The sequence below is a fragment of the Tritonibacter horizontis genome (assembly GCF_001518015.1).
Lineage (GTDB): Bacteria > Pseudomonadota > Alphaproteobacteria > Rhodobacterales > Rhodobacteraceae > Epibacterium > Epibacterium horizontis.
Genome location: NZ_LPUY01000020.1, coordinates 57,606 through 72,744 on the forward strand (window position 1 = coordinate 57,606; position 15,139 = coordinate 72,744).

Here is a 15,139-nt window from a genome sequence, read left to right on the forward strand (position 1 = left end):
GTCCGGCGGCGCAGGGGCCATCTGTTTCCCAGAAACCACCTGTTCACCCGGCGTCAACCAGGGCGCTGCGGAAGGGTTGCGAAATGCGCCGCCCCCGCCTACCTGTTACACGTTCGAAAAAGGAAGCTCTCAAGATGCAGTCGCTGTTTCAAATCCTTATGCTGATCCTGGACGTGGTCTGGTTCTTCATCATTGCCCATGTGATCATGAGCTGGCTGATAAACTTTCAGGTTCTGAACCTGAACCAACAGTTCGTGTCGCAGATCTGGTATGGTCTCAACCGCATTCTTGAGCCGATCTATACTCCGGTGCGACGCATCATGCCCAATATGCAAGGCATCGACCTTGCACCGCTGGTGGTTCTGATCGCAGTCTATGCGCTGCGGATTATCCTGATGAACAACGCCGCCGCATTCTACTGACCGAGCAGGACATCGGCGGCCGCGCCGACTGGTGGGTCCGCGCGCCTCTGCTGTCCTTGGGGGAATGTCTTCAGGGGGCCTTGCCCCCCGATTCGACCTGTGGGATTGTGCCGTCCATAGACTGAGCATCAAACCCACAGGCCTCCCCCTATGAGCGACGCAATCCCCCTGTTGCGCGATATTTTCGGATTCGACGGGTTTCGCCCCGGACAGGAAGAGATCGTCGACGCCGTGACCGCCGGCGAAAACGTGTTGGCGATCATGCCAACGGGCGGCGGGAAATCCCTGTGTTTTCAACTGCCAGCGCTGCGCCGCACCGGGATTACCGTTGTCATATCACCGCTGATTGCACTGATGCGCGATCAGGTTCGGGCCTTGCAGGAAGCGGGCGTTTGTGCCGGCGCGCTGACCTCTGGAAATACCGAAGAAGAGACGGAAGCGGTCTGGGCTGCGATCGAGGCGGGCGAGCTGAAACTGCTCTATATGGCGCCCGAGCGGCTGGCCGCAGGCAGTGCCATGGGGATGCTGAGGCGCATCGGCGTGTCGCTGATTGCCGTCGATGAGGCCCATTGCGTCAGCCAGTGGGGGCATGATTTTCGACCGGATTACCTGCGCATCGGCGAATTGCGTCGGGCGCTGGATGTGCCGCTGGCGGCGTTCACGGCCACTGCGGATCAGGAAACCCGAGCCGAAATCGTTCAGAAACTGTTCGACGGCGAAGCGCCGCGGGCCTTTCTGCGGGGTTTTGACCGGCCCAATATTCACCTTGCGTTCGGCGCGAAGGACGGCCCGCGCAAGCAGATCCTCGACTTTGCCGAGGCGCGGCGGGGCCAGTCCGGCATCGTCTATTGTGGCACCCGCGCCAAGACCGAGGATATCGCCCGTGCCTTGTCGGCCTCCGGTCACGTGGCCTGTCATTATCACGGCGGCATGGAGGCGGAGGACCGTCGTATCGTGGAAACCCGCTTTGCCCGCGAAGATGGGCTGATCGTGGTGGCGACGGTGGCCTTTGGCATGGGGATCGACAAACCCGACATTCGCTGGGTCACCCATGCGGATTTGCCCAAGAGTATCGAGGCCTATTACCAGGAGATCGGCCGTGCGGGACGGGATGGCGCCCCGGCCGAGACCATGACGTTGTTCGGGCCCGAAGATATTCGGCTGCGCCGCAATCAGATTGATGAAGGCCTCGCCCCGGCAGAGCGGCGCGGTGCGGACCATGCCCGGCTGAATGCGCTTCTGGGTCTTGCCGAAGCGATGACCTGCCGCCGTCAGACCCTTTTGGGGTATTTTGGCGAAACCACCGAGCCATGCGGCAATTGCGATCTTTGCGATACACCGGTGGAAACATTCGATGGAACCATGGCAGTGCGCAAGGCGCTGTCGGCGATACTGCGGACCGATGAAACCTATGGCGCCGGGCATCTGATTGACATTCTGGTTGGCAATTCCACCGACAGGATGCGTCAGAAAGGCCATGAAAGCCTGTCAGTTTTTGGCTGCGGCAAGGAGCATTCCAAGGCGCAATGGCAGGCGATTTTTCGACAGATGATGGGCCGCGACCTGGTCCGACCTGACCCGGAGCGCCACGGTGCGCTCAGGATGACCGAACCTGCCTTGCCGATCCTCAGGGGTGAGGCCGAGATTACCCTGCGCCTGGATACGATCAAGTCGGCGCCGCGCCGCCCGGCGGTCAAGGCGCTGGTTTCAGAGGAAGATGCGCCGCTGCTGTCGGCGCTGAAGGCCAAGCGGCGCGGGCTGGCGGAGGCGCAGAAGGTCCCGGCCTATGTGATCTTTCCCGACCGCACCCTGATCGAGATGGCGGAACGGCGTCCGCAGAGCCTTGATGAGATCGCCCGGATCAGCGGGGTCGGTGCCAAGAAACTGGACCGTTACGGCGATGATTTTCTCAGTGTCATCACCGGTGAAGCCGAGGCGCTGCACCCGGCGCGCCGAAAACTTGCTGGGCGGGCACAGGGGTCGATTTACGACGCGCTATTGGAGGCGCAGGCCCGATTGCAACGTGGCAGTTGCGGTACGGAAAAGCCACTGACCTGTTCGGCGTCAACACTGGCAAAGGTCGCCCAGATGCGCAGCGACGACGCGAGTGGTCTGGAGCGGCTGCTGGGGGAGCGCCGCGCGGAACGTTTCGCCACGGCGTTTCTGGACGTCCTGCGCGGCGCAGGCTAAGTCCGTTCCCAGAACACACGGAGGCAGAACATGCTGGTAGTCGTATCCCCTGCAAAGAAGCTCGACTGGACGGAACGCGATCTCGAAATGACCTTTCCTGAGATGCAACGCGATGCCATTGCGCTGGCTGCCGAGGCGCGCAGGCTCTCGGTTCCGGATCTCATGAAGCTGATGCATATCAGCGAAGATCTGGCGAGATTGACCTACGACCGGTTCCGTGACTTTCAGGATGATCCCAGCCCTGAGGAGCTGCGTCCTGCTGCGCTGGCTTTTGCGGGTGACACCTATCAGGGGCTTGATGCGGCGTCGCTGGACGCGGAAGAGATGGCCTGGGCACAGGACCATTTCCGAATTTTGTCCGGTCTTTACGGTCTGTTGCGGCCCTGCGATGCGATCCAACCCTATCGGCTGGAAATGGGATCGCGCCTGAAGACCGCGAAAGGGAAGACCCTGTATGACTACTGGGGCGGCACCATTGCCGAGGCGTTGAACGCGCAGGTGGCGGACCTGGGCAGCGATCTGTTGGTGAATTGCGCCAGCCAGGAATACTTTGGTGCCGTCGATCTGACCCGGTTGCAGCCGCGCGTTGTCACTCCGACCTTTCTTGAAGACAAACCGGGTGGGCCGAAAGTGGTGAGTTTCTACGCAAAGAAGGCACGCGGTGCGATGGCGCGGTTCATCATCCAGAACCGCATCACAGAAGCGGCATCCTTGCAGGATTTCGAAACTGGCGGTTATCGCTACCAGGCCGAGCTGTCGCAGGCCGACAAGCCGGTGTTCCTGCGCGAAAGCTGAGGCAACCGGATCAGCCGGTGGCGCGCATCGCGCTGTCGTCTGCCTCTGTGGTGACAAGCGGCGCGACCCCGGCGGGCAGGTTTTTCATGATCCGTTCGTGGATCAGAACCTTGCGCAAGGGTTTTGTCAGGTAGTCATCCAGCCCCGCGGCCAGGATCCCCTCGGAATCGCCATCCATTGCATGCGCAGTCAGCGCCACGATCTGCACATGGTGGTGGGTGGCTTTTTCGAGCTCGCGGATGGCTTGCGTGGCCTCCTTGCCATCCATTTTTGGCATGGAAATATCCATGAAGATAAGATCTGGTTTGAAGCTCTGGTAAAGATCAACGGCCTCTAAGCCATTGTTCGCAAATTTCAATTCTATATCGAGATCTTTTACCATCTTGCGGAAAACCAGCTGGTTTGTCCGGTTGTCCTCTGCGGCGAGGATCCGCATGCGTGGCAGTTCAGAGCGGGCCGGGCTGGACAGGGTGGCTGCAGGCGTCGTTGCGGGATCGCTGCCCTGATCCGAACTCGCTGCGCCAGCCGCACGACGTCTTTCAAGCGCGCTGAGACCGGACAGGGCGTTGAACAGCGCGCCACGCGGCAGCGGTTTCTGCAGAACATCCGCAAAAATCTCCAGGATCGACGCATCGCGCAGATCCGCAGGATCGGACGAGAGCAAAATCACCGGAACATCCGGCCAGGAGTGGCGCAGGCTTCGCGCCAGTTTCAGACCATCCATGCCAGGCAGGTTGCGATCTGTGATGACCAGGTCGATGTCGTCCGACATCTTTTCCAGCGCCTCCGCACCAGTTGAAACCGGGAACACCTGAAGCCCAAGGCGCTGCAACTGACGGTTCAGGATTTCGCGGTTGATTTCCATATCGTCGACGATCAGCACGGTTTGCAGGTCTTCCGGCATTTCGGGCGCCTTGATCTGGCTGCCGTCCGCCACCGCCAAAGGCAGCTGGAAGCCAAAGCAGGAGCCGACGCCGAATTCGCTTTCGACCCAGATTTCCCCGTCCATCAACTTGATCAACCGCTCCGTGATCGCGAGGCCAAGCCCGGTGCCCTCGAACTGCCGGTTGGTTTCGTCTTCGACTTGATTGAATTCGCCAAAGACATGCTGGATCTTTTCCTCGGGGATACCGATGCCGGTGTCCTCGATCGAGATATGCAGCATTACGGTATTGTCTTCGGGCTGCGGAACGCCGGTGACCCGTGCGGTCACATGGCCCTTGTTGGTGAACTTGACGGCGTTGCCGATCAGGTTGGTCAGGATCTGCCGGATGCGTCCAGGGTCGCCAATGAAATTGGTCGGCATGAACAGGTCGTAGTCCACCAGCAAACTCAGCCCTTTATCGCGGGCGTTGGCTTGCAGCAGCATGACCACTTCATGCATGCAGGCTTCCAGATCAAAGGGTTCCGGATGCAGGACCAGTTTTTCCGCCTCGATCTTGGAATAGTCGAGCACGTCATTGATGATCACCAGCAGCGCCTCGCCCGAGTTCTTGATCGTGTGGGCGTAAAGGCGCTGTTCCTCGGTCAGGTTGGTGTCATTCAACAGTTCCGCCATGCCGACAACCCCATTCATCGGGGTGCGGATCTCATGGCTCATATTGGCGAGGAAAGCGGATTTGGCGCGATTGGCGGCTTCAGCGCGTTCGCGGGCGGCGCGCAGCTCTTCTTCGTAGTGGACGGTCGCGGTAATATCGAGCGCCAGGCTGACGATATCGCCGTCATGGCCGCGCTGGTCGATAAGTTTAAGGTAACGGTCATTCCACAGGCGGATGACCGTGGGTTCTGGCGCCGATGACATCCAGCGTTCGGTCATGGTCGCGCGCCAGGCATCCGCGGTCAGTTCTTCGGTGTCGATCAGCCCCTCGTCGGTGAGAATCTGCAGAATCCGCACATAGGACACCCCCGGAGAGACCTCCTCCACGCCTTCAAAGATGTTGAGATAGGCCGTATTGGCGCCGATCAGCTTGCTGTTGTTGTCAAAGAAGGCGAATCCGTCCTGAAAAGCCTGGATCGAGTGCCACAGGCGACGCTCCGCCAGCTCCACCTTTTCATTCGCGGTATTGAGATCGCTTTTTACTTTTTCATTCTCATCGCGAAAGGTGGCAATTTCGGCCTGGGTGGCGCCAATGCGTTTGGTCAAGGCAAGCGCATGCCTGCCAAGTTTGCGGTTTGCATCCGTCAGCTCAGCCTGTTTCAGCTCCAGCAGTCGCTCCGCCGCAAGTCGGGCTCTTCGCTCCTGTGCCAGTTTCTCAGCAAGCGACATCTACGCCAACTCCAGTCATTTTCCTCGTCCACACCTGTCGGGCCACCTTCGCAGGCAATTCTTAATTTGGCTTTAGCGATGCGGTTATGGTGCAGGTTCTTGCTATGGTGCCGAGCGCATGCCAGCCTCCGGATTGCGACAGGGGGGATTCCATGCGGCACCTATTGATTTCACTGACTTTTCTTTTTTCTGTTAATTTTGCGACGATGCTCTCTGCGCAGACCGCAGAGACCGGCGCGACGTCCCCCTTGCCGGAGGCCCGGTTTGTCACCCAGCCGGACACCGATCATTTCGGGGCGGACCTTCAGGCCCTGTTTGAGACAACACTTCCAGCGTGCCAGCGGGCTTGTTTGAGCCAGTCGGCCTGTGTCGGGTTTGTCTACAATCTGAAATCGGCAGCCTGTTTTCCCAAATCCGAATTGCGCGACGCCTCTCCCTTTGTCGGGGCGTTGACAGTGCGAAAGCTGCCAGTCGAGGCCGACCTTGTGGCAAGGGCGCGTGAGCGGGCAGAGCGGCTGGAGGGTCTGGGCCAGAGCGACCTTGACGCCGCGCGTGATCTCGCCGGGGACATCGGCACGCGGTATCCGCTCAGCGGGGCGGATCTGCAGGGGCTGGTCGATGGGGCGCGGCAAGCCTTTGCCAGCAACAATGCCCCCCTGGCTGCGCGCTGGATGGGCGAAGCGGTCGCCTTGAGCGATGCGGCAGATCTTTGGGTGGATTATGCGCGTTTCCTCCGTGCGGTGGCGACAAACAGTGGCAGTGACAGCCGCCGCAGCCTGGCGGAATCCCTTGCGGCGGCGCTCAACGGGTATCTGCGGGCGGACGCCTCCGCCCTGCAGGCCACCGCGCTGACGGAAGCGGCGGATGCCTTGGAAAAACTGGGCCGCGGTCGTGACATGATCGCAGTGTTGCGGTTGGCACTGGATCTGGCGCCGCGTCAGGATATTTCGGATCTACTCGATCAAGCTGTCGCAAAATACGGCTTTCGCGTCAGTGACACGCGGGTCGAGGCCGACAGTTCGGACCCCCGCGTGTGCATCATCTTTTCAGAGGATCTGTCCAGGTCGGGCACGGCCTTCGCAGACTACCTGAAGACGGAGACCACCGGCCTTGCCGCTGAAGCCTCCGGTCGCGAGCTGTGCCTGTCCGGGTTGACCCATGGCCAGCACCTGCGGGTGACCCTGCGGCGCGGTTTGCCTGCCGAAAACGGCGAAACGCTGACAAAGGATGTCGACCTCAGCCACTACATCCGCGATCGCAGCCCGGCGGTGCGGTTTCCGGGCCGGTCCTATGTCCTTGCCCGGGGCGATACCGCCGCGCTGCCGGTCGAGACGGTCAATGTGGAAACGCTTGAGCTGAAACTCGCGCGCGTGAGCGACCGCAACCTGCTGCGGAGCATGCAGGAGGACTACTTTGCCCGTCCGCTCAGCTACTGGCAAAGCGAGAGTTTCAACACCACGCTGGCAGAGGAGCTGTGGACCGGCACCGCCGAGGTCAGTCAGGAACTGAACCTGGATGTCACGACCCGGCTGCCGCTGGAGGACGTGTTGAAGGACCAGCCCGTCGGGATTTATGTCCTTAACGCCACGATCCCGGGGGTCGACCCCTACGAGACTCCCGCCGCCACACAATGGTTCATTCTGACCGATCTGGGCCTCAGTGCGATGTCAGGCGTGGATGGCTTGCATGTGCATGTCATGGGGCTGTCGGATGCCGGGATCCGTGCAGGCGTCGCGCTGGAGCTGATTTCCGAAGCCAATGCGGTCGTCGCCGAAGCCACGACAGACGCGACGGGCTATGCCCATTTTGCACCAGGATTGATGCGGGGGCGGGGCGGCGCGTCGGCGGCAATGCTCCTGGCCCGCGCCGATGACAGCGATTTTACCTTTTTGTCGCTGCGCGACGCCGGTTTTGACCTGTCGGACCGGGGAGTCGAGGGCCGCCCGGCGCCGGGCCCGATAGATGTGTATCTGACCACGGATCGCGGGGCCTACCGCGTCGGCGAAACCATCTATGCCACCGCGCTGGCCCGCGACACCCGCGCACAGGCGATCACCGATCTGCCGCTGGTTGCGGTGTTGAAACGCCCCGATGGGGTCGAATACGCGCGGCATATCTCTGATGCAGGTCAGGCCGGCGGGCATGTCTTTGCTCTGCCGGTGGGGGACAGTGCCCCACGTGGGGCCTGGGCGGTGGAAATCTATGCCGATCCCAAAGGCAATGCCCTGTCGCGTCAGACGGTTCTGGTCGAGGATTTCCTGCCCGAGCGGATCGATTTTGAACAGCAGATCCGATCAGTCGCCGACGTGCGGCCGGGCGGGCAACTCCTTGTCGATATTGATGCGCGGTTCCTCTTTGGGGCGCCGGGCGCCGGGCTCAGCGTCGAGGGTGATGTATCCCTGTTGCCGGTGCGGGAACTTGCGGAGTGGCCCGGATACCGTTTTGGCCGCTACGACGTTGAAATCAATCGCCAGACCCGGTTTTTCACAGCCCCGGACACCGATACCGCCGGGCAGAGCCTGGCCGTGGGGGACCTGCCGGAGCTGGAAGCCGAAGGGATGCCGCTCCAGGCCCGGCTGCGGACGCGGCTTTTTGACGGCTCCGAACGCCCGGTCGAGCGGGAACTGACGGTCGCAATCCGCCCGGACAGTGCACTGATTGGGCTGAAACCACGATTTGGCGAAGATGTGGTGGCCGAGGGCACCGAAGCCGGCTTCGATCTGATCGCGCTTGACCCCGATCTGACCCCCGTCCCGATGCAGGTGCAATGGGGGCTCAACCGGGTCGAAACCCGTTACCAGTGGTATCAGCTTTATGGCAATTGGGAGTGGGAACCGATCACCCGGCGCACCCGGGTTGCGTCGGGTCAGGCGTTGCTTGGCGGTGAGCCGGTAGCCGTGTCAGCGCCGGTGGACTGGGGGCGCTATGAACTGGTCGTGGAGCGGATCGATGGCGCCTATACCGCCACGTCACAGGATTTCTATGCCGGCTGGTATGCCCCCGCGTCTGACGCGCAAACCCCCGATCGGCTGGAGCTGTCGCTGGATGCCGACAGCTATGCGCCGGGCGATACCGCACAGCTGCGGATTGTCCCGCAGGCCAGCGGCACCGCCCTTGTGTCGGTCATCGGCAGCACCCTGATCCATCGTCAGGCGGTGGAGGTCACAGCAGGCGAAAACCTGATTCCGTTGCAGGTTGGTGCGGATTGGGGCAGTGGCGCCTATGTGTCCGTTTCGGTGATACAGCCGGTGGCATCGCGACAGCAGCGCACGCCGACCCGGGCCCTCGGGATCGCGCATGCTGCGGTGCGGCATGAGGCGCAGGAACTGGATGTCACCATCACCGTGCCCGAGATTGCGCGCCCGCGCCAAACCATTGAGGCCAAGCTTCAGGTGGCGGGTGCACAGCCGGGGGAGGATGTCTTTTTGACGTTGGCGGCCGTGGATGTGGGCATTCTCAACCTGACAGGGTTTCAGTCCCCGGATCCAGTCGGGTATTTCCATGGACAGCGCCGCCTGGGCATGGAGATGCGGGACATTTACGGTCGGTTGATTGATCCGGGTAACGGGGCCATGGGCCGGTTGCGTTCCGGCGGGGATGCCGGTCTTGGGGCGCAGTTCCAGTCGCCACCGCCAACACAGGATTTGATGTCGGTCTTTCATGGGGTGGTTCAGGTCGATGCCGCAGGGCAGGTCTCGTTGCCGGTTGAACTGCCCGACTTCAACGGCACCGTGCGGCTGATGGCAATTGCCTGGACTGACCGGTCGGTAGGGCAGGCATCCGCAGACATGATCGTCCGGGACCCGGTTGTGCTGACGGCCTCCCTCCCGCGCTTTCTGGCGCCCGGAGATCAAAGCCGCATCCGCCTGGACATCACCCATGCGGATGGGCCGACCGGGGTGATCGACCTCGCGGCGCAGGTCATCGGCGGCGGTCTCGATCTCGGTGATCTTCCGACCAGCGTCAGCCTGTCAGAGCAGGGCCGCGTCCTGTTGGAACTGCCGGTGACGGCCCGCGCTGTCGGCGACCCGGAGGTGCGCCTGCGCCTGACGACACCCGATGGCGAGGTTCTGACCCAGGCCCTGCGTGTTCCGGTGCGTGCCAATGATCCGGTGGTCTCCGACACGCGGCGGTTCACACTCGCGGGCGGGGACAACTTCCTCTTTGATGCGGAGGTCTTTGCGGAGTTTCGGCCGAGCACGGCCCGGGCGGTTGTCTCTGCCGGGCCACTGGCGAAATTCGATGTGCCCGGATTGCTCGCCCAACTCGACAGCTATCCCTATGGCTGTACGGAACAGGTGACCTCCAAGGCGTTGCCGCTCTTGTATCTTTCTGACGTTGCAGAAGCCGCCGGGCTGGGCGACCGCCCGCAGGTGGATGCGCGCATCGCGACCGCCATTCGCGCCGTGCTGACCCGGCAGGCCGCCAACGGCGCCTTCGGTCTCTGGCGCGCCGAAAGCGGCGACCTCTGGCTGGACGCTTATGCGACCGATTTTCTCAGCCGGGCGCGGAGCAAAGGTCACTCGGTCCCGGATCAGGCTTTTGCCCGCGCGATGGACAATCTGCGCAACCGGCTGAATTATGTCCCGGACTTTGACAGCGGTGGCGAGGACGTGGCCTATGCCCTGTTGGTTCTCGCCCGTGAAGGTGCGGCGGCGATGGGCGATTTGCGCTATTATGCAGATGTGAAATCCGCCGCGTTCACCACGCCTATGGCAGCGGCGCAATTGGGCGCGGCGCTCGCGGCCTATGGCGATCAGCGGCGCGCGGACAAGATGTTTGCCCTCGCCGCGCAACGGCTCTGGCGGCAGGAGCGCGAAGCACCGGTGTTGCGCGTCGATTACGGGACAGAGCTGCGCGATAGCGCTGCCGTGTTGGCGCTGGCGGTCGAATCCAATAGTGCAGCCATCAACCGTGATGACCTGTTGGCACGGTTGAGCTCCGACCACGGCGCGCGCTCCACCCAGGAAGCCGCATGGAGCCTGATGGCGGCGCATGCGCTGGTGGCACACCCCGAAGACTCTGGCCTCAGGGTCAATGGCCAACCGGTCACCGGCGCGTTTGTCGAGGTGCTGGAGGGAGCAAACCCGGAGGCGCTGTCGATCACGTCCACCTCGGGCCGTGCCACGGATCTCACGCTGACCCGTATCGGGGTGCCGCTGGCGCCGCCGACGGCGGGGGGCTACGGTTTTGCGATGACGCGGCGCTATTACACGCTGGCGGGGGCCGAGGTGGATCTGGCCGAGGTGGACGTGGGAACACGGCTGGTTGTTGTGCTGCAGGTGCGCCCGTACGAGCCCATCGGCGCCCGGCTGATGGTCAATGATCCGCTGCCTGCCGGGGTCGAGATCGACAACCCCAATCTGCTGCGGTCCGGCGATCTGCGCGACCTCGACTGGTTGCAGCTGTCGACCGCGGAACATGTGGAGTTCCGATCAGATCGTTTCCTGGCGGCAGTCACAAGCGCGGGCGAAGAGGTCACGACGCTGGCCTATATGGTGCGCGCCGTCAGCCCCGGTGAATTCTACCATCCCGCCGCATCGGTGGAAGACATGTATCGACCTGCCTACCGCGCCAACACAGCGGCGGGCCGACTGATCGTGCGATGATCTCGCCCGGGGGCGCAGCCCGCAGGTCGGGGCAGGGCCGCTGGAGCAGCGCCTGTCTTGTGGTGCTCATTCTCCTGGTCCTGGCGGGCAAGGGGATCGACCGGTGGGTCGCTGCGGCTGTGCTGCCGCAGACCCTGGCGGAAACCTCGGTCGAGGTGCGGGATCGCACCGGCCGATTGCTGCGGGCCTATCCGGTCGATGATGGCATCTGGCGGCTGGCCGTGCGGGCGGGCGATGTCGATCCAGACTATCTGCGCATGTTGATTGCGTATGAGGACAAACGTTTCCGGTCCCACATCGGGGTGGATCCGCTGGCGATGCTGCGGGCCGTCGGCCAGGCGGTCTGGCATCGCAAACCGGTCTCTGGCGGCTCCACCCTGACGATGCAGGTCGCCCGACTGTTGGAGAATGGCACTACGGGGCGTTGGGCAGGCAAACTGCGACAGGTGCGGTTGGCGCTGGCGCTGGAGCGTCGGCTGACCAAGGATGAGATCCTCGCGCTGTACCTGACGCATGCGCCGTTCGGGGGCAATCTTGAAGGGGTCCGTGCCGCCAGCTACGCTTGGTTTGGAAAGGAGCCAAACCGCCTGACACCTGCCCAGAGCGCGCTGCTGGTGGCGTTGCCGCAATCGCCGGAAACCCGTCGCCCTGACCGATCGGTAGAGGGTGCCCGTATCGCCAGATCCCGGGTCCTGGGGCGGAGTGCCATGGCCGGTATCTTGCCCGAAGAGGTGGCGCGACAGTCCGCACTGGCGCCGCTGACACAGGCCCGCCGCCGGTTTCCCATGCTCGCGCCGCACCTGGGCGATGCGCTGCGGGCCGCCGCTCCGGCGCAGCGGCAGTTCGATGTCAGCTTGGACGCAGAGCTGCAGGAGCGTCTTCAATTCGTGCTGAAGCGCAGCGCCGACGCCGCGGGCCCCCGTCTGAGTGCGGCCATGATCGTCGCCGATCATCGCAGCGGCGAGGTGATCGCCAGCCTTGGCGCGCCGGATTACACAGATCCGCAGCGGCGCGGATTTGTCGATATGACCCGTGCGATACGCTCGCCCGGATCGACCTTGAAGCCCCTGATTTACGGCCTGGCCTTCGACGAAGGCCTGGTTCATCCGGAGACCGTGATCCGGGACGTGCCGGTGTCCTTTGCCGGCTATGCGCCGCAGAATTTCGACGGCGTGTTTCGAGGCGACATCCGGGTGCGGGATGCGCTCCGGCTGTCGCTGAACACCAGCGCGGTGATCCTGACAGACGCCCTCGGACCGTCGCGGCTGATGGTGGCGATGCGACAGGCGGGGATGCAGCCCTCCCTGCCCGGTGGCAAGGCCGGGCTGGCGGTGAGCCTCGGTGGTGTTGGGGTCAGCCTGTTCGACCTGGTGCAGCTTTATACGGTGCTGGCCGCCGGGGGGCAGGGCCCGGAACTGACGGTTCAGCGGCAGCGTAGCCGCCGGGAGACCGCGCGGGTGATGTCGCCGGTGGCGGCCTGGTATCTTGCGGATGTGTTGCGGGATCTGCCGACGCCGGGTGGCGTGCACGGCGGCAAGCTCCCCTACAAGACCGGCACCTCCTATGGGCACCGCGATGCCTGGGCGGTGGGCTGGGATGGGGCCCATGTCATCGGGGTCTGGCTGGGGCGCGCCGACGGGACACCGGTGCCGGGGGTTTTTGGCGCTGACCTCGCCGCACCGCTCCTGTTTGAAGCCTTTGCGACACTGAAGCCGGATCTTGCGCCGCTTGCGCCACCACCGTCAAACGCGCTTATTCTCGGGTCGGCGGAGTTGCCCCTGCCCCTGCAGCGGTTTCAGCCGCGCGATCTGGCGTTTTCGGACCGGCCCGAGGCAGCGCCGGACGTGTTGTTTCCGCCGGAACAGGCAAGGGTGACCCTGCTCGACGGGCACTTGCCGCTGAAGTTGCGAGGTGGACGTCTGCCCTTTACGGTGCTTGCGAATGGCGTACCGGTGGCCCGGGGTCTGCAGGCGCGTGCAATCGACCTACCGAGCCCCGGGCCGGGACATGCCACGCTTGTGGTGATCGACGCAGACGGGCAGTCTGCGCGGGTAACGGTCGAGATCGAGGAGGCAGGATGACGTTGTTGATACCGGAGCCGCAGCGGCGGCGGAAAATGCGGCGGCGTGTCACTCTGGGCTCTTTGATCGCCACTGCGGTCTGGACCTGCGTATCGGCCGCGATTGCAGGCTGTGCCAGCCCGGAGGAAATCTCGCGGTTTGTCGAAGATTATATGGCGCCCCGGCCAACCGTGGCGCTTGGGGCCGAGGGGACGATGGTCGATGCGCTTTGCACCCAGGGGCGTCTTGCCGAAGGGATGAGCCTGCATCTGGGGCCGGTTGTCGGCTATAAGGCGGGGCTGACCAGTGGGCCTGCGCAGGACCGGTTTGGGGCGACAGAGCCTGTGCGGGGGCTCCTCTACCGCGACATGATGCTGGAGGACGGCGCCGTGGTGCCGTTGCCTTGGGGGGCCGTGCCGATGGTTGAGGCCGATCTGGTGATGGAGATCGGTGATTCTGCGGTGAATGCGGCGCTGGATCTGCAGGAGGTGATGCTCAATATCCGCAGTGTCCGTCCCTTTATCGAACTGCCGGACCTTGCCCTGTCCCAGGGGGAGCCGATGACGGTGGAGACCATCACTGCCATGGGTGTCGGGGCCCGACTGGGAGTCCTGGGCGCGCCGATCCCGGTGGAGGATCCCGCCGCGATGACGGCCTGGCTTGGCGAGATGCAAGTGGAGTTGCGCGACGCCGCAGGCACGCTGGTGTCATCGGCCCCGGGGACAGCGGTCCTGGGTCATCCGGCTGAAACCATCCTCTGGCTGCATGGCGCCGGCGTGACGTTCAAAGCGGGCGACCTGGTTTCTGTCGGCTCTTTTGGTCCGTTGATCTCGCCCGAGACCTTGCAGGGCGGCGCCACCGTTACCTATCTGGGCCTGCCGGGCGATCCGCAGGTCACAGTCCGCTTCGCGCCGTCGTCCTAGGCCCGCTTGCCGCGGCCTAGCTGCGCCCCTCACGCAACCAGGCACCGATCAGAAGGCTTGCGGCCAGAAGCAACAACAGCCAGGGCGGCAACAGGGCCGCCTGCGTGACGGCCGTTGTCTCATAGGCCTCACGCGGGGTCAGGCCGATCCAGCCCCGCCCCGAGGCCGGCCGCCCCTGCCGAACGTTGCGCAGCACCGGCATGCCCTCTTCCAACGTCATCGCGCCACCGCGCAGGGACGCGACGGCTGGTGCCAGCAGATCAGCGGTGGCGATGGTCTGTTCAAACTCGCGCGGGGCAGCCGGCCCGAGGCCGATCACCGCGCGCTGGTCGCCTTCTTGCAGGTGATAAAGTCCGATCTGGTCGTTCTCATAGACCCCTTCCCACAGGCCCGGACCTGTTTCCGTCAACTTGATCTCGCGGGTGCTGCCGTCGGGGGCGGTCACGGTGACGGCGCCAACGGTATCCCCAAGCGTGCGCCGACGGATGCGCATCCGCTGGCCGGTAGCGTCCGCTGTCAGGACTTCTTCTTCCAGTTCCGGTTCTTTCATCATCCAATGGGCAAGACGGCGCAGCAGCTCCAGCTGCGGCCCGCCTCCCTCGTAGCCCCGGCTCCAGAGCCAGGCGTGATCAGAGGCCAAAAGCGCCACGCGTCCCTCTTCCACCCGGTCGAGCAGCAGGAGCGGCCTGTCGCCCACGCCTTCCATCAGGATGGTCCCGGCAGTCGGCTCCAGCTCGATCTGCCGCATCCAGCGGCCCCAGGTTTCAGCGCCTGTCAGCTCGGCTGTGACGGGATGCTGCAACCCGGTTGCGCTGAGGGCAGGGCGATAGGCCTCCTCGATCACGCGGGCCGAGGGGCGGGCGGGCAGCACGCC

The 15,139-nt window shown here is 63.7% G+C and carries 7 protein-coding genes and 1 pseudogene; 6 read left to right on the plus strand and 2 right to left on the minus strand.

Annotated features, from left to right (window positions below; translation table 11 throughout):
- The first annotated feature begins 134 nt into the window (after positions 1 to 134).
- The 3 genes from TRIHO_RS04075 to yaaA all read left to right on the plus strand — a co-directional run bounded on the left by TRIHO_RS04075 (position 135) and on the right by yaaA (position 3,407).
- On the plus strand, positions 135 to 422 hold the full coding sequence (locus TRIHO_RS04075) for a YggT family protein (RefSeq protein ID WP_068240650.1): 288 nt from the start codon (positions 135 to 137) through the stop codon (positions 420 to 422).
- A gap of 150 nt (positions 423 to 572) precedes the next feature.
- Complete coding sequence (gene recQ / locus TRIHO_RS04080; protein WP_068240651.1) at positions 573 to 2,612, plus strand: DNA helicase RecQ; 2,040 nt, start codon at positions 573 to 575, stop codon at positions 2,610 to 2,612.
- 30 nt (positions 2,613 to 2,642) lie between these two features.
- Complete coding sequence (gene yaaA / locus TRIHO_RS04085; RefSeq protein WP_068240654.1) at positions 2,643 to 3,407, plus strand: peroxide stress protein YaaA; 765 nt, start codon at positions 2,643 to 2,645, stop codon at positions 3,405 to 3,407.
- 10 nt (positions 3,408 to 3,417) lie between these two features.
- Here the strand turns inward: yaaA and TRIHO_RS04090 are convergent, their stop codons facing one another.
- Positions 3,418 to 5,673: a response regulator gene (locus TRIHO_RS04090; protein WP_068240655.1), complete on the minus strand. Its 2,256-nt coding sequence runs from the start codon at positions 5,671 to 5,673 to the stop codon at positions 3,418 to 3,420.
- A gap of 152 nt (positions 5,674 to 5,825) precedes the next feature.
- On the opposite strand from TRIHO_RS04090, the gene TRIHO_RS04095 reads away from it, so the two are divergent.
- The 3 genes from TRIHO_RS04095 to TRIHO_RS04105 are packed head-to-tail and all read left to right on the plus strand — an operon-like array spanning position 5,826 to position 14,265.
- Complete coding sequence (locus TRIHO_RS04095; RefSeq protein WP_082705014.1) at positions 5,826 to 11,282, plus strand: alpha-2-macroglobulin family protein; 5,457 nt, start codon at positions 5,826 to 5,828, stop codon at positions 11,280 to 11,282.
- A complete protein-coding gene (pbpC, locus tag TRIHO_RS04100) occupies positions 11,279 to 13,363 on the plus strand; it encodes a penicillin-binding protein 1C (protein ID WP_082705015.1) in 2,085 nt (694 codons plus the stop codon). Before TRIHO_RS04095 ends, pbpC begins: the two co-directional genes overlap by 4 nt.
- Positions 13,360 to 14,265 (plus strand): 2-keto-4-pentenoate hydratase, encoded by a 906-nt coding sequence (locus tag TRIHO_RS04105; protein WP_408646180.1) that lies wholly within the window; start codon positions 13,360 to 13,362, stop codon positions 14,263 to 14,265. The genes pbpC and TRIHO_RS04105 overlap by 4 nt, the downstream gene beginning before the upstream one ends.
- A gap of 16 nt (positions 14,266 to 14,281) precedes the next feature.
- Here the strand turns inward: TRIHO_RS04105 and TRIHO_RS04110 are convergent.
- A pseudogene (locus TRIHO_RS04110) lies at positions 14,282 to 15,139 on the minus strand (hypothetical protein); the annotation flags it as partial.

Excerpts from the sequence above, each read along its gene's own strand:
- TRIHO_RS04095 (WP_082705014.1), top strand. The coding sequence starts at position 5,826 with ATGCGGCACCTATTGATTTCACTGACTTTTCTTTTTTCTGTTAATTTT.
- pbpC (WP_082705015.1), top strand. The coding sequence starts at position 11,279 with ATGATCTCGCCCGGGGGCGCAGCCCGCAGGTCGGGGCAGGGCCGCTGG.
- recQ (WP_068240651.1), top strand. The coding sequence starts at position 573 with ATGAGCGACGCAATCCCCCTGTTGCGCGATATTTTCGGATTCGACGGG.
- TRIHO_RS04105 (WP_408646180.1), top strand. The coding sequence starts at position 13,360 with ATGACGTTGTTGATACCGGAGCCGCAGCGGCGGCGGAAAATGCGGCGG.
- yaaA (WP_068240654.1), top strand. The coding sequence starts at position 2,643 with ATGCTGGTAGTCGTATCCCCTGCAAAGAAGCTCGACTGGACGGAACGC.
- TRIHO_RS04090 (WP_068240655.1), bottom strand. The coding sequence starts at position 5,673 with ATGTCGCTTGCTGAGAAACTGGCACAGGAGCGAAGAGCCCGACTTGCG.
- TRIHO_RS04075 (WP_068240650.1), top strand. The coding sequence starts at position 135 with ATGCAGTCGCTGTTTCAAATCCTTATGCTGATCCTGGACGTGGTCTGG.